Below are 23,891 nucleotides of genomic sequence, written 5' to 3'. Positions count from 1 at the left end.
GCCGGACTCAGGGTTGTTTTTCTTTCTTCACCCGTCGCTTATGCTCTTTTTGCGTCAGGCATTTCATTAAAAACGCGACCAGGCCAATATTGCCTGAAACCGTCACACGCGGCAGGCCGAACAAATCATCTTCTTTCAGTGCAAGTCCTTTTACCGTTAACGTGGCATTGGTATAGCCTGCCTGGCGGGTCATTTCCCTTATCGCGGCAGATTCATCCCCATACGGGTAGCAAAACGCGGTAACCGGAACGCCAAAAACGGCCTCTAAGCCGTATTTTGAGGCTTCAATTTGCCGTCGTGCCTCATTTTCCGGCAGCTGGGTTAAATGAACATGGTCCAGGGTATGCGAGCCAATTTCCTGCCCGGCCTTGGCCCAGTTTTGGATTTGCTGTTCGTTCATCAGCCCGGAATGGGGAATACCTTTTTCAATATCCCAGTGGTTGTGCCCGCCCGGGTGTCCGGCCACAAAGTAGGTGGTGGCGGTAAAGCCCAGTGCCTGCAAAACGGGCAGGGCGTTGTCGTGCACGTTGGCGTAGCCGTCATCAAAGGTAATGCCAAACACTTTACCGCTTTTTTTACCTTCCAGATAGGGCAGCAGGTCTTGCATGCTTAGGCCACGGTAACCCAGCCGTTTAAGCCATTGCATTTGTTGCGCAAATTTTTTTGCCGGCACGCACAGGCCACGGTAGGGGGTGCCTTTGGGGGGCATATCGGCAATCTGGTGGTACATCAGAATAGGTATCATGGTTGTATGGGCTGGCCCAGGGCCTGCCGGTAAGTGTTCAGGGTTTTGCGGGCAAAGGTGTCCAGGTTAAAGTGCTGTTCAGCCGTTTGGCGGCTGGCCGCTGAAATTTCATGAAGCAGCGCTGGGTTATCCAGAATTTCCTGTAGCAGTGTTTGCAGGGCCTGCGGGTCTTTGGCCGGTACAATCCAGCCGTCTTTGCCATGCTGTATGTTTTCGGGCAGACCACCGGCGTTGCTGGCAATGGTGGGCAGGCCCAGGGCCATGCTTTCACGGCAGGCAAAAGACAGCGCTTCTTTGTGTGACAGTACAAAGCCCAGGTCACAGGCCGCCAGAATATCCCGCACATCGTCAACCAGGCCCGGGAAAACCAGTTGCTGTTCCATGCCCAGGGCTTTGACCCGGTTCATTTTTTCTTCGTTGGGCGGGTCACCGGCCATGATAATGCGGCAGCGGTTTTTAAGGTGTTCGGGCAGTTGTGATACGGCCTGCACCATTTCCAGCCAGCCTTTTTCATAATCGGTGCCACCGGTGCTGCCCAGTAATATTAGCCCGGTATTTGCGGCTTCGTTACCCAGCAAGGCCTGGCGGCATTGCTGTTTGTGCCGGGCACTGGCGGGTGCAAAATACCGGGTGTCTATGCCATGGTGAATCATGTCCAGCGGGATGGCCGCATAGGGCGAGTTTTTGAACATGTCCGCCACAAAGCGGCTCACTGCAATGATGCGGTCTGTGGCCAGTCTGGCCCTTAGTTTGTGCCCAAAACTGCCCACGGGGTGGTCATTGTGTTTGGTAAAGATGATTTTAGGGCGGTGCCGCAGCCCCAGGCAGGCCAGCATGACATGGCGGTGGTCGGCCGAGGCATTCACATGAATAATGTCAAAGTGTTCCTGTTGGATCAGCTTTCTGAGTTGCTTTATTTCGGGCAGGAGCTTGCCAATGCGAGAGTTGAAACCCTGGTCTATGACCCGTACATTGGGAACCGCCTGGGCAAAGCGGTACAGGCGGCTGGTGCCGGGGGTGGCCACGAAGCATTCATGTTCTGGCGCCAGCCGTGCAAGCAGGTTGATAATATAAGTGGCATGCCCGCCGCCATTGCGTTTATGGAAATTGGTAAACAGGATTTTCATTGTTTTAACCTTTTTTGTTCCCACGCAGGAGCGTGGGAACGCGTCTGCATACACAGCCGTCTCCACGAAGCAGGACAATTCCCCTCTGTGGAGGGGTGGCGCGTAGCGCCGGGGTGGTTATCTGCACCGCGGCAGTGCAAAGCGAAGTACCGCCGCAAACCACCGAACCGCCGCAAAGCGCCAAACTTGCACATAGCCCCAGGGAAGTTACTCGCCATCAAACGCACTGCTATCGCTTTCAACAACGATTTCAGACACCAGCACCCGGTCAATACGGTGCTTGTCCATGTCCACGACTTCAAATTTGTAGTTTTCCCATTCCACGCTTTCGGTTTCAGTCGGAATGTGCCCCAACTGGTGCATGATGAAACCGGCGATGGTGTGATAGTTTTCCTCTTCTTCTTCGGGAAAACTGACCGCAGAAGCAAAAACTTCACGGAAACGGTCCAGTGAAACACCGCCATCCAGCAGCCATGAGCCATCTTTGCGTTGGACGGCATCGGAGACCTGGTTTTCATTAATCGGAATAGCGTGCCCAACCAGTACTTTCAGGATATCGCGCAGGGTCACCACGCCTTCCACTTCGCCGTATTCATTAATCACCACGGCAATTTCAGAGCGGTTTTTTTGCAGGGCCTCCAGCAAGTCCATGGCGCTAATGGTTTCGGGTACATACAGGGCGGTTTTGGTAATGGCCTGGATGTTGATTTGCTGCTGTTTGATTTGCTGCTCGAACAGGCTGCCGGCATCCACAATGCCAATAATATTGTCCAGCCCACCCTGGCAGACCGGAAAGCGGGAATAGGGGCTGTTGGCAATGCGTAGAAGGGTTTCTTCCAGCGGCACATTCAGGTCTATGTAGTGAATGTCCGAGCGCGGCGTCATGATGGTGTTAATGTGTTTGTCGTCCAGTTGCAGGGCGCGTGCCACAATGTCGTGTTCGGTTTTTTCAAACAGGCCGGCGGTTGCGCCTTCTTTTAACATGCCGCTAATGTCTTCTTCGGTGAGTGAGCTGTTTTTGCTTTGGTCCAGTCGCAACACTTTCATGAGAAAGTCGGTGGAAAACGACAAAACGGCAACAAAGGGTGACACGATGCGTGACAGCCAGGTCATGGGTACCGATATAAACATGGCCACCGCTTCAGGGTATTGCATGGCAATGCGCTTGGGCACCAGTTCACCCAGAATTAAGGATGCATAGGTAATCCCAAACACCACGGTTGCCAGTGAAAGCTCATAGGCGTAATTGCTAAGTGGCTGAATGTTAAGGAAAAAAGGAGTAAGTCTGGATACGATAGAGGCTTCGCCGAAGGCACCGTTGAAAATCCCGATAAGGGTGATGCCAATTTGCACGGTAGAAAGAAAACGGCTTGGGCTGTCTGACAGCTTCAGGGCTGCCACGGCGCTTTTACTGCCGCTGTCGGCTTTGTTTTGCAGGCGAATGCGTTTGGAAGAAACAATGGCGATTTCAGACATTGCGAAAAGACCATTGATTAGAATGAGTCCTAAAATGATAAGGATATCCATGACTTGTGGGCGGCGTACCGCTTTAAACTCCTGTAATTTAAAAAAAATATTTTACAGGTTTCAGATGAAATTTCGGGGTCTGAAGAAATTTTCCGATATTTAATTGTCTTTGTTTGATACGGGACAAATTTTTTTAACCAAATTTTGCGCTTTGCAATATAGGTTAAGATATCTTCCTTTACTGTTGCTGTTTTTTGGGTGTTGGGCACTATGTCTTTGCTTGTTCCGGTTCATGAGGCTCCCCGCGCGGGCTACCAACCCGAGGTGGACGGGTTGCGGGCCATCGCCGTGATGGCGGTATTGTTTTTCCATGCCGGGTTTGCTGTCTTTGGGGGCGGTTTTACGGGCGTTGATGTTTTTTTTGTGATTTCGGGCTATTTGATTACCCGCATCCTTATGGATAGTTGCCAGGCCGGTTCATTCAGCTTTACCCGGTTTATGGTGCGGCGTATTGCGCGTTTGTACCCGGCCCTTTTATTTACCCTAATGCTGTGCCTGGTCCTGGGTTTTCTTGTTTTTTCGCCTGGCGATTATATTACGCTGGCAGAGTCAACCATTTATGCGTTTTTTTCCGTTTCCAATATCAAGTTCTGGCTGGGAGCGGGGTATTTTGATACGTCTTCAGAAACCAACCCCTTGCTGCATACCTGGTCGTTGGGGGTAGAGCAACAGTTCTATCTGGTTTGGCCGTTTATTGTTTATGGCGCCTGCCGGCTGAATGCCCGCCTGTTGCCCTGGGTGCTGGCATTAACCGGACTGCTTTCCCTGCTGGCTTCACAGTGGTATACGCAGCTGGATCCTTCCGCCAATTATTTCCTGACGCCATTCAGGGTGTTTGAGTTTGCCATTGGCGGTTTGCTGGTGTTTGCGGTGCGCCGCTTTGTGTTGGCCAATATCTGGCAAGAATTAATCATGCTGGCGGGTTTTGCATTGCTGGCATGGGGTGTGTTTGTGTTTGATAAAACCACCGCTTTCCCGGGTTTTAACGGCCTGGTGCCTGCCCTGGGGGCGGCTTTGTGTATTTTTGCCAGTGGCGCCCGATATGCCGGCTGGCTGCTTAGAAACCGGCTTGCGGTGTTTATCGGGCTGATTTCCTATTCGGTGTATTTAATTCACTGGCCGCTTATTGTTTTTTATAAATACTATATTTACCGTCCCTTAATGCCCGCTGAACAGTGGGCCTTGGTGATATTGCCGCTGTTTTTGGGTTACGCCATGTATGTGCTGGTGGAAAACCGTTACCGGCGCATGAATTTGTCCAGCTGGTATTTCAAGGAAATATTGCAGCGGGCGGGGGCCGTGGCGGTGGTGTTGCTGCCGGCATTTTTCATTCTGACGCAAAACGGGATGCCCTTCAGGATGAATACGCATTTTGCCCAGCATACCTTTGATTCTCCCCGTTTTCATGAAGAACAGTATGGCGGCGCCGGATACAGTATGGGCAGTCAAGCGCTGGGCGACTCCCAGGCCCTGTTTCATGAGGCGGTTTTTCTGGGGGACAGCTATGCGCGGCAGTTTGCTTATGGACTGGACCAGGTGTTGGCCGGGCAGGGCGTAAAAATAGACACTTCATTTGAAGATGGCTGTTTTTTTGGTCCGGGTTACACCCGCATCCTGGATGGCATGGCCCGCCAGGATTGCCAGGACAGGCTTGATTATGCCTTGCAAACCGCCTTCACGAACCGGATTCCCCTTATATACGCGGTTAGTTTCCGTAATTACCAAAATACGCTGGGGACAGCCGATGGCAAGCGGGTTCGCCTGAGCGATGAAGAATATTTACGTTTTCTACAGGCCAATTTTGATGCGATCCATGAGCGCATTGGCCTGGGTAACCGGCTAATTATTATTGGCACGCCACCGGGGGCCGGCTCGCAGGCGGGCTTGGCTTCCTGTGTAGACCGGCCGGCTTATTTGCCACTGACTTGTGCCAAATATCTGGCCTTGCCCCGCGAAAAGGGCAATGCCTGGCAAATTAACCAAATGCTGGCTGAATACGCCCGCTCCCGTTTTAACGTGATTTTTATTGATCCTTATGACATCTTGTGTGGCGAACGGTTGTGCCAAACCATGCAAGCGGGGCGTTTTCTGTATTCGGACGGCACGCATTTGTCACGCGATGGCTCTTTGCTGGTTAGCCAGGGGTTGGCGCCTGCCTTGCTGCGTGAATGGGGCCTGGCCCCAGACACGGAATAGCGCGTTGCGTTCAGGCTTTTGCCGGAATTTTTCTGATAAGGCCTTCTTGCGCGCTAGAGGCAACCAGACGGCCCCGGCGGTCAAAAATATTGGCCCGGCAAAATCCCCTGGCATTGCTGGCGTTGGGCGATTCTATGGCATACAGCAACCAGTCATTCATGTCTACCGGGCGATGAAACCACATGGCATGGTCGATACTGGCCATTTGCATGGACGGGCTGAATGCCGATTGCCCGTGTGGCAGCAAAGCCGTAAACAGCAAATGAAAGTCAGAGGTATAGGCCAGCATGGATTTGTGCAGGAGCGGGTCTTCTGGCAGGGTGCCGTTGGCCTTGAACCAGAAATGGGAATAAGGTAGATGCGCGCCCGGATTCAAAGGGTTGATGGGGTTAACCGGACGAATGTCGATAGGCGGTGTTTGCATGGCGCGTTTGGCCAGTGTTGGAGGCAGTTCCTGGGCAATGGCCCTGAATAGCTCCATTTCGCTTTGCAGGCCTGTAGGCGATGGCACGGTTGGCATGGTGGCCTGGTGTTCAAACCCCGGTTCGGGGGCCTGAAAACTGGCAGACATGAAGAAAATGGGCCGTTCATGCTGGATGGCCACTACCCGGCGCGCCGAAAAGCTGCCGCCATCGCGGATACGTTCCACTTCATAGCGAATGGGTTCATTGGTATCACCGGGCAGCAGGAAATACGCATGCATGGAGTGTGCCTCCCGTTCGGGGTTGGCGATGGTTCTGGAAGCGGCCATGATGGATTGCCCCAGGACCTGGCCGCCAAATACGCGTCCCGAGCCAAAAAGGTCAACACTTTGGCCAAGGAAGGTGTCTTCATCCAGGGGGGTTAGCTTGAGTTGCTCAGTCAGGGAAGTAAGTGCTTGATTCATTGCCGGGTGTAAATAAAATGGTGAATGCAGGAAGTGTAGCAGGTAACCTGAAGCCTGTTCATCAGGTGCGCTTGTTGGGCTAACAGTGGGTAAAGTCTGGCAGTTGTGAAATGGAAATAAAAGGGCTTTTTGTAACCCTTAATGTAAGTTTTGGTAAATTATGATAAAATAAGTTCAAACAAATAAGTCAATAAATAAAGTGAAGTTTGCGCATTGTAAGTATGGTCTGTTTGCCCCTTGCTGCCATGGGGCAAATTTTTGTGTTCGCTGCTTAACTACTAATAGGCACGGTTATTTGTAACATGATAAGGTATAAACGGTTTATGCACATAATGCGTGGGTTGCTGGTGTCTGCGCTGGGTGTTCTGTTATTGGCGGGCCATGCCCGGGCAGATCATAATCATCCCGTTCCGGTAAAGCTGCCACTGGTTTCAATGGTGGTGGGTACCCATCTTTCCCAAACCCTTAACGAGTTTGTCACGGTTTTTTCGGGTTTTGTACATAAAAAAACGGGCAGCAACGTGCAGCTTATGCAAATGGCCGGGGAAAGTGGCATGATTAGTGCCGATTACGTCACCCAGTCTGCTGATGACGGCAGTGTGTTTTTGTTTTCAACACACTCAACCCAAAGCGTTAACAATATGTTGCAAAAAACAGTTTCCTATTCACCCGAACAGGATCTGGTTAATGTTGGCATAATCGGCACGTCTGCGGCTGCGCTGGTGGTTCCTGCCCACAGTCCGTTCCGTACGTTTTCACAATTGCTCGACGCCATTCGTTTGAATCCGCTTGATTACCGCATCGGTTATTACAACAGTACCTCGCAGGTTGCTGCCGGTTTGTTCAATTATTATGCCGAAGTGAATATGAATGTGATGCCTTATAAAAACCGGGCCCTGCTTTTGCACGAACTGGCTATTAATGGCATACAGTTTGCCTTCATCGATGGCATCTTTGTGCACGATTTGCTGAAAGAAAAAAAGATCCGTGTGCTGGCCACTACCGGAGACATCCCGGGCATTGATACGAACGCGGTTGAGTTAACCGCAAAACTGCATCCGGATTTTGTCCTGGAAGGCTGGATTGGCGTGGCGGCCCCCAGTAAGGTGCCCGATGATGTGGTTGCCCAGATGCGTTCCGTGATGCGCGATGCACTGGCCGACCCCAACATAAAGCTGGCCATGCAAAAAACAGGCCTTAAGCCTGTTGATAATGTTTGCCTGAATATAGAGCAATTCATTAAACATGATGCCGAGCGTTGGCGCAAGCGTATTACGCTGGCCAAAATCACGCCCCGCTAGGCTTGGTGGCTGGCACGGCACATCATTTTTAAAACCGGCCGGCCTAGTTGTTTGCCCTGATCTCGGCGTGACGTTTTTCCATTTCCTGGCGCAGCTCGCGGCGTTGCTGCGCGGCAATGAAACGATGTTTTTCTTCTTCCGTTGACGGAACAAGCTGGGGGACGGCGGTGGGCTTGCCATTGTCATCAACCGCGATCATGGTGAAATAGCAGCTGTTGGTGTGGCGCACGAATTGTTCACGAATGTTTTCCGTGACCACTTTAATGCCAATTTCCATGGATGTTTTGCCGGTGTAGTTAACCGATGCGTAAAAATTAACCAGCTCACCCACATGAATGGGCTGGCGGAACACCACCTGGTCTACCGACAGGGTAACCACATAAGAGCCGGCATATCGGCTGGCACAGGCAAAGGCCACCTGGTCAAGATATTTCAAAATCGTGCCACCATGGACATTGCCGGCAAAATTGGCCATGTCGGGTGTCATCAGAATAGTCATTGAAAGTTGGTGTGGCTTGTTGTGGCTCATGGCGATATTGCAGGGGGTTTATTTGAAAATTGAATTATACCGAATTTAAGTCACCTGCCTGCCTTTTGTGGCCGGCCTGAAATGGCAATCAGGGATTGGCCCTGTGTCGGAGACCGGTGCTGGGTTAAAATAGACCCTGGTTTTTTCAACAGGAGCAGGGGTAATGCTGGCACAACGTTACAAAGAAGTTAAAAACAGGGTGGAAAAGGCCTGCATAAAGGCCAAACGAGCGCCCGACAGTGTGCGGATCCTGCCGGTAAGTAAAACCTTTGGGCCCGATGTATTGCAAGAAGCCCTTGATGCGGGCCTGCGCCGATTTGGTGAGAATAAAGTGCAGGAAATGAAGCAAAAAGCCGAGGTGTTTGCAGAATATCCCATTGACTGGGTCATTATTGGCTATTTGCAAACCAACAAGGCCAAAGAGGTTGCCCGTTATGCGTCTGAAGTCCAGTCGATGGACCGGCTGGACCTGGCGCTGGCCCTGGACAAGCGCCTGCAACTTGAAAACCGCACGCTTGATGTGCTGGTACAGGTAAAAACCAGCCCCGAGCAAACCAAGACCGGCATGTCTGCCGAAGCGGTGCCTGCCTTTTTGCAGGAGCTGAAAGCCATGCAAACGCTTCGTCCCATGGGGCTCATGACGGTTGCGGAAAACAGCGATTCAGAGGCAACGGTGCGAGCGTGTTTTGCTGCCTTGCGTCATTTAAGGCAGCAATGCCAGGACCAGACCGGGCTGGCCCTGCCCACGCTGTCCATGGGCATGAGCGGAGATTTTGAATGGGCCATCCAGGAGGGTTCTACCGAGGTCAGGATAGGCTCGGCCATTTTCGGTCAGCGTGATTATGCTTAAGACTTCCGGCAACCACCCCGTCGCTGCGCGCCACCCCTCCGCAGGAGGGGAATGTGTAGCACAGACGTTTCCACGAAGAAGGAAAATTCCCCTCCGCAGGAGGGGAGTGTGTAGCACAGACGTTTCCACGAAGAAGGAAAATTCCCCTCCACTGGAGGGGTGGCAGGCGCAGCCTGACGGGGTGGTTACATGCAAAAATCAAATAGTTTGCATCTAATTACCGTAGTTTTGCAGGCCTTCCAGGTCTTGTATGCAGATGGCCCCGTATTCCACCCTTAACAGACCGTCTGCTTCCAGCTTTTTAAGGGCCTGGTTGGCTCGCTGGCGCGAAACCCGGGCCAGGTAGCCCAGTTCTTCCTGGGTAATTTCCATGCGGTTGCTAATGCCTGGATACAGGCGCGAGTTGCACAGTTCTGCCAGGCAGCGTGCAATCCGGGCGTCGGCGTTTAGCAGGCGGTCGTGCTCGGCTTTGCCCACAAAGTGTCCCACCCGCTCGTTCAGCAGGTGCAGCAAATAGCGGTTGAAGGGGATGCTGTTGTCCAGCAGCCATTCAAATGTATGCACGGGCATTTTGGCAATGGTGGAATTGCGCAGCGCAATAATGTCATATTTGCGCGATTCTTTTTTCAGCAGGCTGCCTTCACCCACCCAGCCTCCGGATGGAATGCCAATAAGCGCCGCCACCTTGCCTTCGGCATTGCCAACCGAGATGCGGACCAATCCTTCAATAACGCCAATCCAGTGATCGGAAGACTCGCCCTTGCGCACAATCATGGCGCCAGGCGGATAGTGATGGACCTTGATATCCTGCTTGACCCGTTCTTGATGTTCGGGGGCCAGAAGGGGAAACCAGCTGGAGAAGTGCGGAGCAAATTCAGTCATAAGGACTTACCCTAGAAGCGGTTGGAATGTCACCATAACGACAGTTAGATTACATTCAACAGGCTAACTTTGCAATACATTACAAAGAATAATTAAACAAGATTGATTCATCCGGTTTTATTTCCAATTTAAAATTTTACGGGAAATGAAATCAATCGGAACCAGTCATGCTAGAGACATAATATAAAAGGAGACAACATGGCGTACGCTATGTATGGTGCAGGTTCGGAAACGGGTCTGGACACATTTCCTGCCTTGCTGTTGCATCACGCGAACGTTCGCGCTGACAAACCGGCATTGCGTGAAAAAGATCTGGGAATTTGGCAAACCTTAAGCTGGGCCCAGGTGGCCCATGAGGTTCGGCAAACAGCCTGCGGCCTGGCCGCATTGGGCGTTAAGAAAAATGACCACGTGGCGGTGGTGGGTGAAAACCGTCCCCGCCTGTATATGGCGATGATGGCGGCCCAGTCGCTGGGGGCCATTCCGGTGCCCATGTACCAGGATGCCGTGGCGCAGGAAATGGTCTATGTGCTGCAAGACGCCGGGGTGCGGGTGGTGGTGGTTGAAAACCAGGAGCAGGTGGACAAAATGATCGAGATCCGCGAACAGGCTCCCGATCTGGCCCATGTGGTTTACGATGATCCGCGTGGCCTTCGGCATTACACCGACGAATTGCTGCTGTCCTGGGAAAACCTGCAGGAAAAGGGACGGGATTATGACAGCGCCAGCCCCGATTTTTATCTGAATACCGTGCAAAGCCTGTCGGCCAACGACACGGCTGCCATGTTTTATACCTCGGGCACCACCGGCAAGCCCAAAGGGGTGGTGCTAACTCATCATGCCCTTATCGACCGTGCCCGCGTTATCCAGAAACTTGAAAACCTGACAGACATGGAGGAAGTGCTTGCTTACTTGCCGCCGGCCTGGATTGGCCAGAACATGTTCTCTTATACCCAGCTGCTGGTAACCGGTTTTACCGTGAATCACCCCGAATCACCGGCAACGGTATCTATCGATATGCACGATATCGGGCCCACCTATTATTTTTCACCGCCGCGAGTGCTGGAAGACTTGTTAACCCAGGTCATGATCCGGATGGAAGACGCTGGCGGGTTTAAAAAAACCATGTTCAAGTCATGTATGGCGCTGGCCAAACGGGTGGGTATGCGTATTCTTGATAAAGAGCCGGTAGGCCTGTGGGACCGTTTCAAGTATAAGGTGGGTGACTTGCTGGTATATGGCCCGTTGCGCAATGCCCTGGGCATGAGCCGGGTGCGTGTGGCGTATACGGCCGGTGAGGCGATTGGCCCCGACCTGTTTTCCTTCTATCGTTCTATTGGTATCAATTTAAAGCAATTGTACGGTTCCACCGAAACCTCGGTGTTTGTGTGCGTGCAAAGTGACGGTAATGTACGGGCCGATACCGTGGGGCCGCCGGTTGAAGGGGTGGAACTGCGTATTGCCGACAATGGTGAAGTGCAAATCAAAAGCCCGGGCTTGTTCAAAGAGTATTACAAGAACCCCGAGTCTACCAAAGAGTCTTTTACCGATGACGGCTGGTATCACACGGGCGATGCGGGGGTGATAGATGCCAACGGACAGCTTAAGATTATTGACCGGGCCAAGGATGTGGGCAAGTTGCGTGATGGCCGCATGTTTGCACCCAAATATGTCGAAAACAAGCTGAAGTTTTTCCCGTATATCAAGGAAGTGGTGGCGTTTGGCGCCAATATGGATTTTGTGTGCGCCTTTGTGAATATAGACCTTGAAGCGGTGGCCAACTGGGCCGAGCGCCGTGGCCTGGCCTATGCCGGTTATACCGACCTGGCCTCCAGGCCCGAGGTGTATGACCTGATTGCCGATTGCATTAGTCAGGTCAATATTGATGTGGCCAGTGATGAAATGCTGGCCGGATTGCAAATTCACCGTTTCCTGATTTTGCATAAGGAACTGGACCCGGATGACGGGGAGCTGACACGTACCCGCAAGGTGCGACGGGCGTTTATTGCCGACAAATACAAAGTCCTTATCGATGCCCTGTTTGAAGGCAGGAAAAACCAGTTTATCGAAACCGAGGTCAAGTTTGAGGACGGGCGTACTGGCAAGATTTCTGCCGATCTGAAGATTGCCGAAGGCAAAGTGGTTGATGTCAAGATGAAAAAGGCTGCCTGAGAATGATGAACGAAAGAGAAAAGCAGATTGGTGACGTGATATTGGATATGCAAGGCATTTCCCTGTCATTTGGGGGTGTCAAGGCGCTAACCAATATTTCATTTAATGTTAAAGAGCATGAAATCCGTGCCATTATCGGCCCTAACGGTGCCGGTAAAAGTTCAATGTTAAACGTGATTAACGGGGTGTATGTGCCACAGGAAGGCGGCATACAGTTCAGTGGCAATCATTTCAACCGGATGACGCCACGCCGGGCTGCCGAAATGGGTATTGCGCGCACCTTCCAGAACCTGGCTTTGTTCAAGGGGATGAGCGTACTGGACAACATCATGACAGGCCGTAACCTGCGCATGAAAAGCGGCATCCTGTCACAGGCATTCCGGGTTTTTGGTGCCGAAAAGGAAGAAATCAGGCATCGCGAATTTGTGGAAAACATTATCGACTTCCTGGAAATCCAGGCCTATCGAAAAACCCCGGTCGGGCGTTTGCCCTATGGCCTGCAAAAAAGGGTCGACCTGGGGCGGGCGCTGGCCATGGAGCCTCGACTGCTGTTGCTGGATGAGCCCATGGCAGGCATGAATATCGAGGAAAAACAGGATATGAGCCGTTTCATTCTGGATGTGAACGATGAATACGGAACCACCATTGTGTTGATTGAGCACGATATGGGGGTGGTTATGGATATCTCGGATCGTGTCGTGGTGCTGGATTACGGCAAGAAAATCGGCGATGGCACACCGTCCGAGGTTCGTTCAAATGAAGAAGTGATTCGTGCCTATCTGGGCGTAGAGCATTGAGGGCATTATGGGATATTTCTTGGAAACTTTATTTGGTGGTCTGATGAGCGGCATGCTGTATGCGCTGGTCGGGCTGGGTTTTGTGCTTATTTTCAAGGCATCGGGGGTATTCAACTTTGCCCAGGGGGCCATGGTGCTGGTGGCGGCCCTGTCAATGGCGCGGTTTTCAGCCTGGCTGCCCGAGTGGCTGGGTTTTGAAAGCATGTGGCTGGCCAATATTCTGGCATTCATTATCAGTGCGGTATTAATGGTGGTTATTGCCTGGCTGGTAGAGCGGCTGGTTTTGCGTCACCTGGTCAATCAAGAGGCCACCACCTTGCTCATGGCAACGCTGGGCATCAGTTATTTTCTGGACGGATTCGGCCAAACCCTGTTTGGCAGTTCGGTTTACACGATTGACGTTGGCATGCCCAAAGACCCGGCCTTTATTTTGGACAGTCTGTTCGAGGGCGGTATTTTAATCAATCTGGAAGACCTGACGGCGGCAGCGATTGCAGCGGCCCTGGTGGCAGCCCTTGCCTTTTTCTTTCAGTACACCTCTACCGGACGTGCCTTGCGGGCGGTGGCTGATGACCATCAGGCGGCCCAATCCATTGGTATCCCCCTTAACCGGATCTGGGTCATTGTCTGGGTGGTGGCCGGTATTGTGGCGCTGGTTGCGGGCATTATCTGGGGCTCCAAGTTTGGCGTGCAATTTACGCTTTCCACCGCCGCGCTGCGGGCTTTGCCAGTGGTTATTCTGGGCGGCCTGACTTCGGTTCCCGGGGCGATTATCGGGGGGCTCATTATCGGGGTGGGTGAAAAAATATCGGAAGCTTATCTGGGTCCTTATCTGGGGGGTGGCATTGAAATCTGGTTTGCCTATGTATTGGCCCTGACATTCCTGCTGTTCCGTCCGCAAGGTTTGTTTGGCGAAAAGATTATCGACCGCGTATAGCGGGCAAGCGTAAAGGAAGTACATCATGTTATATCGTGAAAATGGGCAGTTCAAGACAAGTTACCGGGCTGATCAGCAGATCTTCCCCATCCGCCAGGACCGTGTCTTAATGGTTTTTTTGCTGGCATTTGCCTTTTTGGCCGTGCCGGCAATGGCCAGTGACTATTTGTTAAGTGGCGTTGTCATTCCCTTTCTGATCCTGTCCCTGGCGGCGATTGGCCTGAATATTCTGGTGGGCTACTGTGGCCAGATTTCACTGGGCAGTGGTGCCTTCATGGCCGTGGGTGCCTATGCGGCCTGGAATTTCGGCGTGCGGTTTCCCGAGATGCCCCTGCTGGTGCAGATCCTTTTGGGCGGATTTTTTTCCATGCTGGTTGGGGTCATTTTCGGTATTCCCAGCCTGCGTATCCGCGGTCTGTATCTGGCAGTTGCCACCCTGGCGGCCCAGTTTTTTGTTGACTGGACTTTCCTGCGGATTCCGTTCTTTACGAACTATTCTTCTTCAGGCAGTGTGTCGGTGCCGCCACTTACCTTTTTTGGCCTTGACGTGCAAACACCGGCACAAAAATACCTGTTCATTCTTTTGCTGGTGGTCATTATTGCCCTGTTGGCCAAAAACCTGGTGCGCAGTGCGATTGGCCGTGAATGGATGGCTATCCGTGATATGGACGTGGCGGCTTCGGTTATTGGCATTCGCCCCATGTATGCCAAGCTCAGCGCCTTTGCGGTCAGTTCGTTCATTATCGGGGTATCCGGGGTGCTGTGGGGTTATTTGCACCTGGGGTCATGGGAACCCCTGGCGTTTGACCTGAACCGTTCTTTCCAGCTGTTGTTCATGGTCATTATTGGGGGTCTGGGTTCTATTGTAGGCAGTTTTTATGGCGCCGCCTTTATTGTCCTGATTCCCATTTTGCTTAACCGGATTCCGGCCATGATGGGTATCCCGATTGGCGTTGATACCGCTGCGCACATAGAGCATATGGTATTTGGCGCCCTGATTGTCTTTTTCCTGATTGCGGAGCCGCATGGCCTGGCAAGATTGTGGAGTATTGCCAAAGAGAAGTTGCGGATATGGCCTTTCCCACATTAAAAAAGTTCAAGTTTAACTGACGTTGTCATTCATAAAAAAACAGCATGTATCAATTTCTTCGGAGGAGACCGATATGAAATTAAGCTTTAAATCCATCACGGCAGCCCTGGCAGTTAGTGGCGTTTTGGCGACTGTTCCCTTGCAGGTACAGGCGGCAGAAGAACAGTTTGTTCCCCTGTTTACCTATCGTACGGGTTCATTTGCCCCATTGGGTATTCCATGGGCTGATGGCAAGATTGATTACCTGAAACTGATTAATGAACGCGATGGCGGTGTCAATGGTGTCAAGCTGGTTTTTGAAGAGTGTGAAACCGCTTATGCCACCGATCGTGGTGTTGAGTGTTATGAGCGCCTGAAAAATGCCAAGGGTGGTGCTTCCGGTTTTGACCCGCAATCCACCGGTATTACTTTTGCGGTGTCCGACAAGGCACCGGTCGACAAGGTGGCGATTGAAACTGTTGGGTATGGTCTGTCGCAATCGGCCAATGGCACTGTGTTCAAGTGGAACTTCCCGCTGTTGGGCACTTACTGGACAGCGGCCGATGTGATGATTCAGGATATTGCCAAGAAGCTGGGTGGGGAAGACAAGCTCAAGGGCAAGAAAATTGCCCTGGTTTATCATGACTCCCCGTATGGCAAAGAGCCCATCCCCCTGTTAAAGGCCCGTGCCGAAGCCAATGGTTTTGAGTTGCAGCTGTATCCGGTCACGGCCCCTGGTGTGGAACAAAAATCAACCTGGCTGCAAATTCGTCAGAAACGCCCTGATTATGTCCTTCTTTGGAGTGCGGGCATTATGACCCCAACCTCTATTCGTGAGGCGCAGTCTACGGGATATGGACGTGACAGGATTTATGGCATTTGGTGGGCCGGTTCCGAAGGCGATGTGAAAGACCTGGGTCAGGTTGCCAAAGGCTATAACGCCATCACTATTCATAATACGGGTGAAAGCAAGGGCAGAATTTACGAAGACCTGAAAACCCACCTGTATGACAAGGGCCTGGAGTCTGGTAAAGACACGAAAGGTTCGCTGGCCTATAACCGTGGCATGGTCATTTCCATGTTGCAGGTGGAAGCCATTCGCGCAGCCCAGGAAAAGTTCGGCAAAGGCCAGCACATGACACCCGAGCAGGTGCGTTGGGGCTTTGAGAACCTGGACCTGACCGAAGAAAAACTCAAGGCGCTGGGCTTTGATGAAATGCTGCGCCCGGTAAAAACCAGCTGCGAGAATCATATGGGTGATGATTGGGCCCGCATCATACAGTGGGACGGCAACAAGTTCACGGTGGTCTCCGATTGGTATCAGTCTGACAAGAAATATGTGGATCCGCTTGTCAAGTCCGAGGCCGAGAAGTATGCCAGCGAGAAAAAAATCACCCCGCGCGATTGTGCAACCGAGTCTTAAGTAAATGGTAGTGCTCCGGGAAGCGGTATTCCCTGTGGCCGTATTGTGCATAGACGGCCACAGGGGTGTGTGAGTACTGCTTCCCACCTGACCTCAGGAAAACTGTATGGAAACGAAACAAGAGGCTCCAAAGGCCTTATTAGATGTGAATGGTATCGAGGTTATTTATAACCACGTTATCCTGGTGTTGCGGGGCGTATCGCTGGTGGTTCCCGAGGGCAAGATTGTTGCCTTGCTGGGGGCCAACGGTGCCGGTAAAACCACCACGCTGCGCGCCATTTCCAACTTGCTGAAAAGCGAGCGTGGCGATGTGACCAAGGGAAATATCCATTACAAAGGAGAGCGGATTGACAGCCTGACGCCTGCCGATCTGGTTAAGCGCGGTGTGATCCAGGTCATGGAGGGACGGCATTGTTTCGGGCACCTGAGCATCGAGGAAAACCTGTTGACCGGTGCGTACACCCGAACCGATAGCAAGGGTGAAATTGCCGCTTCGCTGGATATGGTGTATCAGTATTTTCCGCGCCTGAAACAGCGTCGTACCAGCCAGGCCGGGTATACCTCGGGGGGCGAACAGCAAATGGCCGCCATTGGCCGCGCGCTTATGGCAGACCCCAAAATGATTCTGCTTGATGAGCCCTCCATGGGGCTGGCACCGCAAATTGTGGAAGAGATTTTTGAAATTGTGCGTGACCTGAATACCCGTGAAGGCGTCAGTTTCCTGTTGGCCGAACAAAATACCAATATTGCCCTTCGTTATGCCGACTATGGCTATATCCTGGAAAGCGGCCGGGTCATGATGGATGGCAAGGCCGATGATCTGGCCAATAATGAGGATGTCAAAGAGTTCTATTTGGGCATTGAAAGTGGCGATCGCAAGAGTTTCAGGGATACCAAGTTTTATCGTCGCCGCAAACGCTGGTTGGCCTAGGAGCTATGATGAGTGAGTTTTTTGATGTATTGGAGCATCGCGATCCCGATGCACGTGAACAGGCCCTGTTTACCGCCTTGCCCCAGGCCCTGAAAACGGCGGTGGAACGGGCGCCTGCCATTGCCGATCAGTTGCGGGGCATCGAGGTGGGGGGGGTGCATAACCGTATTGCCCTGGCCGGTTTGCCTGTCATTCGCAAGTCAGAGTTGCTAGAGCGGCAACTGGACGGACGCGCCAGCATGCTTGGCGTAGGCAGGCAACAAGGCTATGAAATCAACCGTGTTTTTGGCGGTTTTTCCACCATTGGCTGGGGACAGGCTTTGCGGGTATTTGCCTCGCCCGGGCCGATTTTTGAACCGGAAAGTGCCCGCGCTGATTACTGGCGTTTTGGACGTGCCCTGTTTGCGGCCGGTTTTCGTAAAGGCATGCTGGTTTACAACTGTTTTTCCTATCACTTTACGCCGGCCGGCTCCATGTTTGAAACCGGTGCCCATGCCTTGGGGTGTACGGTTTTCCCAGGCGGTATCGGGCAAACCGAGATGCAGGTGCAAAATATTCGCGATCTGGCTCCTGATGGCTACACGGGAACCCCCAGTTTCCTGCGTTTGATCCTGGAAAAAGCCGACGCCATGGGGGTTGCGCTGCCTTCCCTTAAGCGTGCCCTGTTTTCCGCCGAGGCGTTTCCGCCGTCCTTGCAGAAATGGTTTGCCGACCGTGGCATAGAGGGTTTCCAGGCTTATGGGACTGCCGACCTGGGGCTGATTGCCTACGAAACGCCCGCGCGTGACGGTTTGGTCGTGGCTGAAGATATCATTCTGGAAATCGTGCGTCCCGGCACCAATGAGCCGGTTCCCGATGGTGAGGTGGGCGAAGTGGTGGTCACCACGCTTAATCCCGATTATCCGTTGGTGCGTTTTGGTACCGGTGACCTGTCGGCCATTATTGCCGGACCGTCGGCCTGTGGTCGAACCAATAAACGTATCAGGGGATGGATGGGCAGGGCCGACCAGACCACCAAGGTGCGGGGCATGTTTGTTCACCCGAAGCAGGTGGCAATGGTTGCCCGGCGGTTTGCCCAGGTCCAGCGGGCGCGGCTGGTCATTAGTGGGGCAGTGGGGCACGACCAGATGAGCCTTTGGGTTGAAGTGGCACCGGGTGCGGTGTCTGACGATCTCAGGCAGTCTTTGGTGGATGCCGTGCGGGATATCACCAAGCTGCGGGCGGAAATCGTGTTTGAACAGCCTGGCCTGTTGCCCAATGATGGCAAAGTCATTGATGATGTCAGGTCATACGAGTAACCGCCAATGTTGTCTGAAACCGGCATTGCAGGTATGGATGCCGGTTTTTCAATCCAAAAGCCGGGGTTAGTGTGACGCAAGTGTGACTGTTAATTAAAGATAAGCGGATTGACAGTTGGAGATCGGTGTGGGACTATATCGTGATCAAATGTTACATTGACGATTAGCTCGCCTGATGCCTTCAACCAATCTTCGTTTTCCCCGTTTGCTGCCACAAGGTCTGTAATGATGCCACGTCTTGTTATGCTCTGGCTGGTTGCGGCGATGCTTTCGGGTTGTTCAAACGCACCATCTGTTTATGCGTTCGGATCGTACTTTCCTTCCTGGTTGCTTTGCGCCTTTATTGGTATTATCGGGGCGGTTCTGGTACGTGTGGTTTTTATTCGACTGCAGCTCGACGACGCCTTGCCGCTTCGCCTTTTGGTCTACCTGTGTGTAGCACTCATCATTGCCATTGCCACCTCAATGGCCTTCTTCTCTACCTGATCCATGACTCATCCCGTTTCCTCCAACAAGCATAAAGCTGTGGCCCGATTGGTTGCGGCCATCATTATTGTGGCTGCCGTTGCGCTGGTCCTGTTTTATCAATGGAAAAACAGTCCCTTGTCGGAGGATGCCATGTTGCAGGCCGATGTCGTACATATTAGTACGCCTGTGCCTGGCCGGGTTGAGCAGTTTCATGTTGTTGAGAACGGCAAGGTAAAGCGCGGCGAGCTTCTGTTTACCCTGGACCCAACGGTTTACCGTCTGCGCGTGGAACAGGCCGAAGCCGAGCTCAAGTCGGCTATGGCGGCTCGGGATGCGAAACAGCGGCAGATTGAAGCCGAGCGCGCCAATCTTACTGTTGCCAACGAGCAGGTTGAGCGCGCGCTTTCAAACCTGAGCCTGACCGAAAAAACACTGGAAAGACTGGTTCCGTTAAACAAGAAGGGTTTCGTTACGACTCAGCAGGTTGATGACGCACGAACCCTGCATCGCGATGCGCAGGTCAGTCTCAGGCAGGCGCAAGCCCAGGCCCAGGCTGCAGAAAGCCTGGTTGGAAACCTGGAAGCGGCCGACGCCCTGGTTCAGGTCAGTCAAAGCGCGTTGGCCATTGCCCGGCGTGCGCTGGCCGATACGCAAGTTCGAGCCCCCCATGACGGGCTTGTGGTGGGGCTGTCGGTATCATCGGGTGAATATGTCGCGCCCGATCAATCCCTGTTCACCCTGATTAATACCGAACAATGGTATGCCACCGCTTTTTTCCGTGAAACCGAGCTCATGGAACTTAAGCCCAATGCCTGTGCACTGGTTTATGTGCTTTCCGATCCTTCCGTGACCATCAAGGGAAAGCTTGACAGCATTGGCTGGGGCGTGAATTCCACCGATATGATTGAGTTGCCTCGCATTTTGCCGGTTGTGCAAAAATCCCTGAACTGGGTGAGGGTGGCCCAACGCTTTCCGGTTCGGGTACGCCTTGGGGATGCACCTGAAAACCTGTTACGTGTCGGAGCATCGGCGGTTGTTGTGGTAAAACAACATGACGACTGCTAATCGTTTTTTGTCAGCTGTCCTGCATACCGCACGCAATGATCTGCGTCCCTTCGACGGGCGTCTGGCCATGGCCTGGCGGGTTGCGGCCCAATGCGCGCTGGCGGCCTTTGTTTTCATGACTTACGGAATTCCGTTGGCGGCCATCGGGTGCTACCTGATCCTGTTCTTGATGAAACCTGATAGCGCCGAAAATACCTTAATGGCGATTGGTTTGACGGTGTTGGTGGCCCTGGTGGTGCTAATGCTGCTTTATCTGGTCCGCTGGACGATTGATGATACCATGTGGCGTCTGGTGGTTATTGCCGTCGGTTCTTTTGCCTTTCTGTATCTTGGCGCTGCCAGCCAGTTGGGGGAGATTGGCAGTGTGCTTGCCCTGGTTGTGGGTTTTGCCATGACCTTGCTGGGCGATGTTCCTTTCGGTGAGGCCGCCACGCGCGCATTGCTTTATGCCTGGTTGATGACCGTAGCACCCATGGGCATTATTGTGGTCTTTAACCTTTTTCTGGGTCGCTCGGCGGTACGCCTGCTGAAATCAGAACTGGTGCAAAGGCTTGAAACGGTGGGCCGGGTGCTTGAACAGGCAACAGCTGCTGATGCTTTGCAGGCCCTGCTGCACGAAGGCAATGAAGTCCTGAAAAAGCGCGCGGGGAATATCAAACTGTTGCATTTGGTCTCTACCGCTCAAACCCGCTATTTGAATGTTGCGATTGATGAATCGTATCGCCTGATGCTGGCCGTTGCAACGCTGGCAGGCCGTATGCCTGAACGGCAGCGCGCCGAAATGGCTGCACAATGTCGTCTGGCGGCCCGGGCAGTAACGGAAGGTTGTCCTCCCGATATGCCTTCTGAAAACACCGCCACGTATGGAACGGGCCCTGCCGAAGCAGCCAGACAGGCACTTGATACGCTGCTGGGCCGTTGCGCCCTGCCGGCGGAGCAGTCCGGTAAAGCGTCTTTCTTCTTCAAAGACGCGCTGACCAATCCGAATTATGTGCGATTCGCCCTTAAAACCACGGCGGCTGCCATTATCAGTTACCTGATCTACGCGGCGATCGACTGGCAGGGTATTCATACGGCCATGATTACCTGTTATGTCGCAGCGCTGGGAACCACCGCCGAAACGGTACACAAACTAACGCTGCGTATCATAGGCTGCCTGATCGGTGCAGCCATGGGGGTGGCTTCCATCCTGTTTCTGATTCCTCACATGACCGGTATCGGCTCGTTAATGGCGCTGGTTTTTGCGGGTATCCTGGTGGCAGGATGGGTGTCTGCAGGCAGCGAGCGGATTGCCTATGCGGGTATTCAAATCGGCCTGGCATTTTTGCTGACTGTTTTGCAGGGCTTTGGCCCTGATATTGATATGTCTGCCGCCTCTGATCGCGTGGTGGGGATTTTGCTGGGCAATCTGGTGATGTACCTGGTTTTTACCCGGGTTTGGCCCCTGGGTATTGCCTCGACGGTGAATAACAAGATAAGCGATGCCCTTGAGGGGCTCACGCAAATTCTGGCTGCAAGCCCGGCCCGGCCCGCCACTATGGATGAAGTCTCCAGCGTGGTTGTCACCTTGCATCAGGCCCGGGAAGCGCTTGGCCTGTCGCTGTTCGAACCACGATACCTGCGGCAGGATGATGAGACCATTTCGCGCCTGAAAGACCTGATTGTACGTGCAGATGCATTGTGTCCCGTTGTGGCTTTCAAACCGGCAGGCCCTTCTTCAGCCACTGCAAGTGTCCTGAATGAGGTTGATCAAATGAAGCAATTACTAAGCAAGAGTCAAGGATGATTAAACAGGCACTTTTTCCTACCCGCTTTAATCCGGCCTTAAGGCAGTCGTGTCTTGTTTTGGCAATGTGTGCTGTTTTGTCGGGTTGTGCCAGCAGCGCCTTAACGCTGGCACCGGCTTCGCCAGACAAACCGTGGAAACCGGCCCCGCAAGATTCTGTTTTGTCTGCCACGGCGTCTGGCCAGCCCGACGTGCCCCCGGGTTTTGGCGTGCCGTCCTTGCCCGAGGCCGCTGTGTTGCCTGCTGCACCGGCCATTGACAGCAAACAGGCCTATGGTTTGCCCGAACTGATTGACATTGCCCAGCGGGAAAATCCCGAGACACGGCTGGCCTGGAACCGGGCCAGGCAAGCCGCCCTGGCGGTTGGGGTTGTGGAAGCGACCTTCTTGCCGCAATTGTCCGCCAACGTGATTGGCGGCTGGCAAAAGACCCATACGCCGCTGCCTTTGCTTCCTGGCAATCGAAGCATTAATACCGAGTTGAATGGCGTGGTGCCGGCGCTGGCGCTTCAGTGGCTGATTTTTGATTTCGGGCAACGCAAGGCGCTTGCCGAAGGGGCCCGGCAGGCTTCGTTTGCGGCCAATGTCCTGTTTAATGGCATGCATCAGAAAATTATTCATGATGTGACCCATGCCTACTACCAGTATGGCGGGGTCACTGCGCAAACGCAGGTGGCCGCCCAGGCCCTGAAAAATGCACGCCAGATTGCAAATGCCGTTGAAGAGCGTCGCAAGGCCGGCCTTGCCACCGTGCTGGAAACGGCCCAGGCCAACCAGCAAGTGGCCCAGGCAAAATTGCGGCAGGTCACGGCGCAAGGCAACCGGCAAATTGCTTATCAGGCCCTTTTGGCGGCAGCGGGCCTGCCGGCAAACCTGCGTATTAATATTAGCGCACCACCAAAAAATGCACTGCCCGATACCAATACGATGTTAACGGATGAGGCCATACGGCTGGCCATTTCACGACGTCCTGATGTACTGGCCAGCTATGCCGCCATGAAAGCCAGTGCCCAGGGGATAACCGCCGCCGAGGCCGAGTTCCTGCCGAAAGTGTACCTGGGGGCTGTGGCTGCCCGCAACCGTACCAATTTTGATGTGCGCGGTTTGCCCAGCCTGCAACAGCAAACCAGTTCAACCAATGTGATACTGGGCGTCACTATACCGATCTTTGATGGTGGCCTTCGTTCGGCCCGCCTGCAGGATGCGCGTATCCAGGCCGATAAGGCTTCTGATGTTTTCCAGCAGTCCCAGCAAGCCGCCATGCGGGAAATGATTGCGGCATCCAATATGCTGCGTACGGCATTGGCCAGCCATCAGGCGGCCTCTGGGCTGGTCAGGACCGCAAAGACAACTTATGATGGTGCGCTGGAAGCCTATCGCCAGGGCTTGGGTACCCTGACGGCGGTTACCATTGCCGATACCGCACTGCTTGATGCGCAACAAGCCCGCCTGGATGCAAGGACGGCATCCCAGGTGGCGGCCGCCAACCTGGCTTTTGTGACGGGAAATATGACTGCGGCACGCGAAAGCTGGGTTGAGTAGGGCATGTGAATGCGTCCCGGCCTGGGGTGCGCATGCGCGTAATAGGATGCCCCCTGGTTGCCCCGATTGGTCAAACAGGAGTGCGTCTGTTATAATGGCCTTTTGGTACCGATGGGTGCCAGTCATTTGGTTGCTTTATTTGCAGCTATCTCAAGGGTATTTTTTTTAAGTGTGAAGTAAATATGAATATTTGCAGCCTGTAAATATTTACGGTCACATTTATTTTAATTGTGAAATAAATATGCGTATTTACAGTCACATTTAAAAAACAGCCTTTCCTTAAGACGACAATAATTATTAAAAAACAAACACGCTGGCTCGCACAGCGTGTTTTCGTCGTTAATCATTACATGGAGTTTTA

20 protein-coding genes are annotated in these 23,891 nt (G+C 53.0%); 14 read left to right on the top strand and 6 right to left on the bottom strand.

From position 1 onward, the window contains the following. Positions 1 to 7: 7 nt before the first annotated feature. The 3 genes from IE074_RS06350 to IE074_RS06340 all read right to left on the bottom strand — a co-directional run bounded on the left by IE074_RS06350 (position 8) and on the right by IE074_RS06340 (position 3,399). Positions 8 to 745 (bottom strand): polysaccharide deacetylase family protein, encoded by a 738-nt coding sequence (locus IE074_RS06350; RefSeq protein ID WP_229793915.1) that lies wholly within the window; start codon positions 743 to 745, stop codon positions 8 to 10. Further along, positions 742 to 1,872, bottom strand: coding sequence for a glycosyltransferase family 4 protein (locus IE074_RS06345; RefSeq protein ID WP_189384587.1), 1,131 nt, complete (start codon positions 1,870 to 1,872; stop codon positions 742 to 744). The genes IE074_RS06350 and IE074_RS06345 overlap by 4 nt, the downstream gene beginning before the upstream one ends. 207 nt (positions 1,873 to 2,079) lie before the next feature. Further along, positions 2,080 to 3,399 carry a hemolysin family protein gene (locus IE074_RS06340; protein ID WP_189384586.1) on the bottom strand — a complete coding sequence of 440 codons (1,320 nt, stop codon included), beginning with the start codon at positions 3,397 to 3,399 and terminating at the stop codon, positions 2,080 to 2,082. 210 nt (positions 3,400 to 3,609) lie between these two features. Between IE074_RS06340 and IE074_RS06335 the strand changes: the two genes are divergently transcribed. Next, the gene (locus IE074_RS06335) at positions 3,610 to 5,595 is read left to right on the top strand and encodes an acyltransferase family protein (protein ID WP_189384585.1); all 1,986 of its coding nucleotides are present in this window, start codon (positions 3,610 to 3,612) and stop codon (positions 5,593 to 5,595) included. A gap of 10 nt (positions 5,596 to 5,605) precedes the next feature. Here IE074_RS06335 and IE074_RS06330 read toward each other — a convergent pair whose 3' ends face one another. After that, positions 5,606 to 6,481: an acyl-CoA thioesterase gene (locus tag IE074_RS06330; protein WP_189384584.1), complete on the bottom strand. Its 876-nt coding sequence runs from the start codon at positions 6,479 to 6,481 to the stop codon at positions 5,606 to 5,608. A gap of 323 nt (positions 6,482 to 6,804) precedes the next feature. On the opposite strand from IE074_RS06330, the gene IE074_RS06325 reads away from it, so the two are divergent. Next, positions 6,805 to 7,782: a Bug family tripartite tricarboxylate transporter substrate binding protein gene (locus IE074_RS06325; RefSeq protein ID WP_189384583.1), complete on the top strand. Its 978-nt coding sequence runs from the start codon at positions 6,805 to 6,807 to the stop codon at positions 7,780 to 7,782. 43 nt (positions 7,783 to 7,825) lie between these two features. Here the strand turns inward: IE074_RS06325 and IE074_RS06320 are convergent, their stop codons facing one another. Then, a complete protein-coding gene (locus IE074_RS06320; protein ID WP_169293453.1) occupies positions 7,826 to 8,311 on the bottom strand; it encodes an acyl-CoA thioesterase in 486 nt (161 codons plus the stop codon). A 163-nt stretch (positions 8,312 to 8,474) separates the two neighbouring features. Between IE074_RS06320 and IE074_RS06315 the strand changes: the two genes are divergently transcribed. Continuing rightward, a complete protein-coding gene (locus IE074_RS06315; protein WP_189384582.1) occupies positions 8,475 to 9,161 on the top strand; it encodes a YggS family pyridoxal phosphate-dependent enzyme in 687 nt (228 codons plus the stop codon). Positions 9,162 to 9,374: 213 nt separating this feature from the next. Here the strand turns inward: IE074_RS06315 and IE074_RS06310 are convergent, their stop codons facing one another. Then, a complete protein-coding gene (locus IE074_RS06310; RefSeq protein ID WP_189384581.1) occupies positions 9,375 to 10,043 on the bottom strand; it encodes a Crp/Fnr family transcriptional regulator in 669 nt (222 codons plus the stop codon). Between the two features lie 198 nt (positions 10,044 to 10,241). Between IE074_RS06310 and IE074_RS06305 the strand changes: the two genes are divergently transcribed. From IE074_RS06305 to IE074_RS06255, 11 genes are all read left to right on the top strand, one after another. After that, positions 10,242 to 12,215 (top strand): AMP-dependent synthetase/ligase, encoded by a 1,974-nt coding sequence (locus IE074_RS06305; RefSeq protein ID WP_189384580.1) that lies wholly within the window; start codon positions 10,242 to 10,244, stop codon positions 12,213 to 12,215. 2 nt (positions 12,216 to 12,217) lie between these two features. Then, positions 12,218 to 13,012, top strand: a complete 795-nt coding sequence (locus IE074_RS06300) for an ABC transporter ATP-binding protein (protein ID WP_189384579.1) — start codon at positions 12,218 to 12,220, stop codon at positions 13,010 to 13,012. A gap of 7 nt (positions 13,013 to 13,019) precedes the next feature. Continuing rightward, on the top strand, positions 13,020 to 13,949 hold the full coding sequence (locus IE074_RS06295; RefSeq protein WP_189384578.1) for a branched-chain amino acid ABC transporter permease: 930 nt from the start codon (positions 13,020 to 13,022) through the stop codon (positions 13,947 to 13,949). Between the two features lie 25 nt (positions 13,950 to 13,974). Continuing rightward, on the top strand, positions 13,975 to 15,039 hold the full coding sequence (locus IE074_RS06290; protein WP_189384577.1) for a branched-chain amino acid ABC transporter permease: 1,065 nt from the start codon (positions 13,975 to 13,977) through the stop codon (positions 15,037 to 15,039). Between the two features lie 73 nt (positions 15,040 to 15,112). Beyond that, entirely contained in the window at positions 15,113 to 16,441 is a 1,329-nt protein-coding gene (locus IE074_RS06285) for an ABC transporter substrate-binding protein (protein ID WP_189384576.1), read from the top strand. A 106-nt stretch (positions 16,442 to 16,547) separates the two neighbouring features. Next, entirely contained in the window at positions 16,548 to 17,372 is an 825-nt protein-coding gene (locus tag IE074_RS06280) for an ABC transporter ATP-binding protein (RefSeq protein ID WP_189384575.1), read from the top strand. An 8-nt stretch (positions 17,373 to 17,380) separates the two neighbouring features. Then, positions 17,381 to 18,670 (top strand): phenylacetate--CoA ligase family protein, encoded by a 1,290-nt coding sequence (locus IE074_RS06275; protein WP_189384574.1) that lies wholly within the window; start codon positions 17,381 to 17,383, stop codon positions 18,668 to 18,670. A 225-nt stretch (positions 18,671 to 18,895) separates the two neighbouring features. After that, entirely contained in the window at positions 18,896 to 19,156 is a 261-nt protein-coding gene (locus tag IE074_RS06270; protein WP_229793913.1) for a YtcA family lipoprotein, read from the top strand. A gap of 39 nt (positions 19,157 to 19,195) precedes the next feature. Next, positions 19,196 to 20,203: a multidrug transporter subunit MdtN gene (gene mdtN / locus IE074_RS06265; protein ID WP_229793912.1), complete on the top strand. Its 1,008-nt coding sequence runs from the start codon at positions 19,196 to 19,198 to the stop codon at positions 20,201 to 20,203. Continuing rightward, the gene (locus IE074_RS06260; RefSeq protein WP_189384572.1) at positions 20,190 to 21,989 is read left to right on the top strand and encodes an FUSC family protein; all 1,800 of its coding nucleotides are present in this window, start codon (positions 20,190 to 20,192) and stop codon (positions 21,987 to 21,989) included. Before mdtN ends, IE074_RS06260 begins: the two co-directional genes overlap by 14 nt. Continuing rightward, a complete protein-coding gene (locus IE074_RS06255) occupies positions 21,986 to 23,530 on the top strand; it encodes a TolC family protein (protein ID WP_189384571.1) in 1,545 nt (514 codons plus the stop codon). The genes IE074_RS06260 and IE074_RS06255 overlap by 4 nt, the downstream gene beginning before the upstream one ends. Positions 23,531 to 23,891 lie beyond the last annotated feature (361 nt).

This window comes from Advenella faeciporci, from assembly GCF_014652395.1.
GTDB lineage: Bacteria > Pseudomonadota > Gammaproteobacteria > Burkholderiales > Burkholderiaceae_B > Advenella > Advenella faeciporci.
Note: the sequence above shows the minus strand (reverse complement) of the source record. Positions and strands in the feature narration are given on the sequence as shown.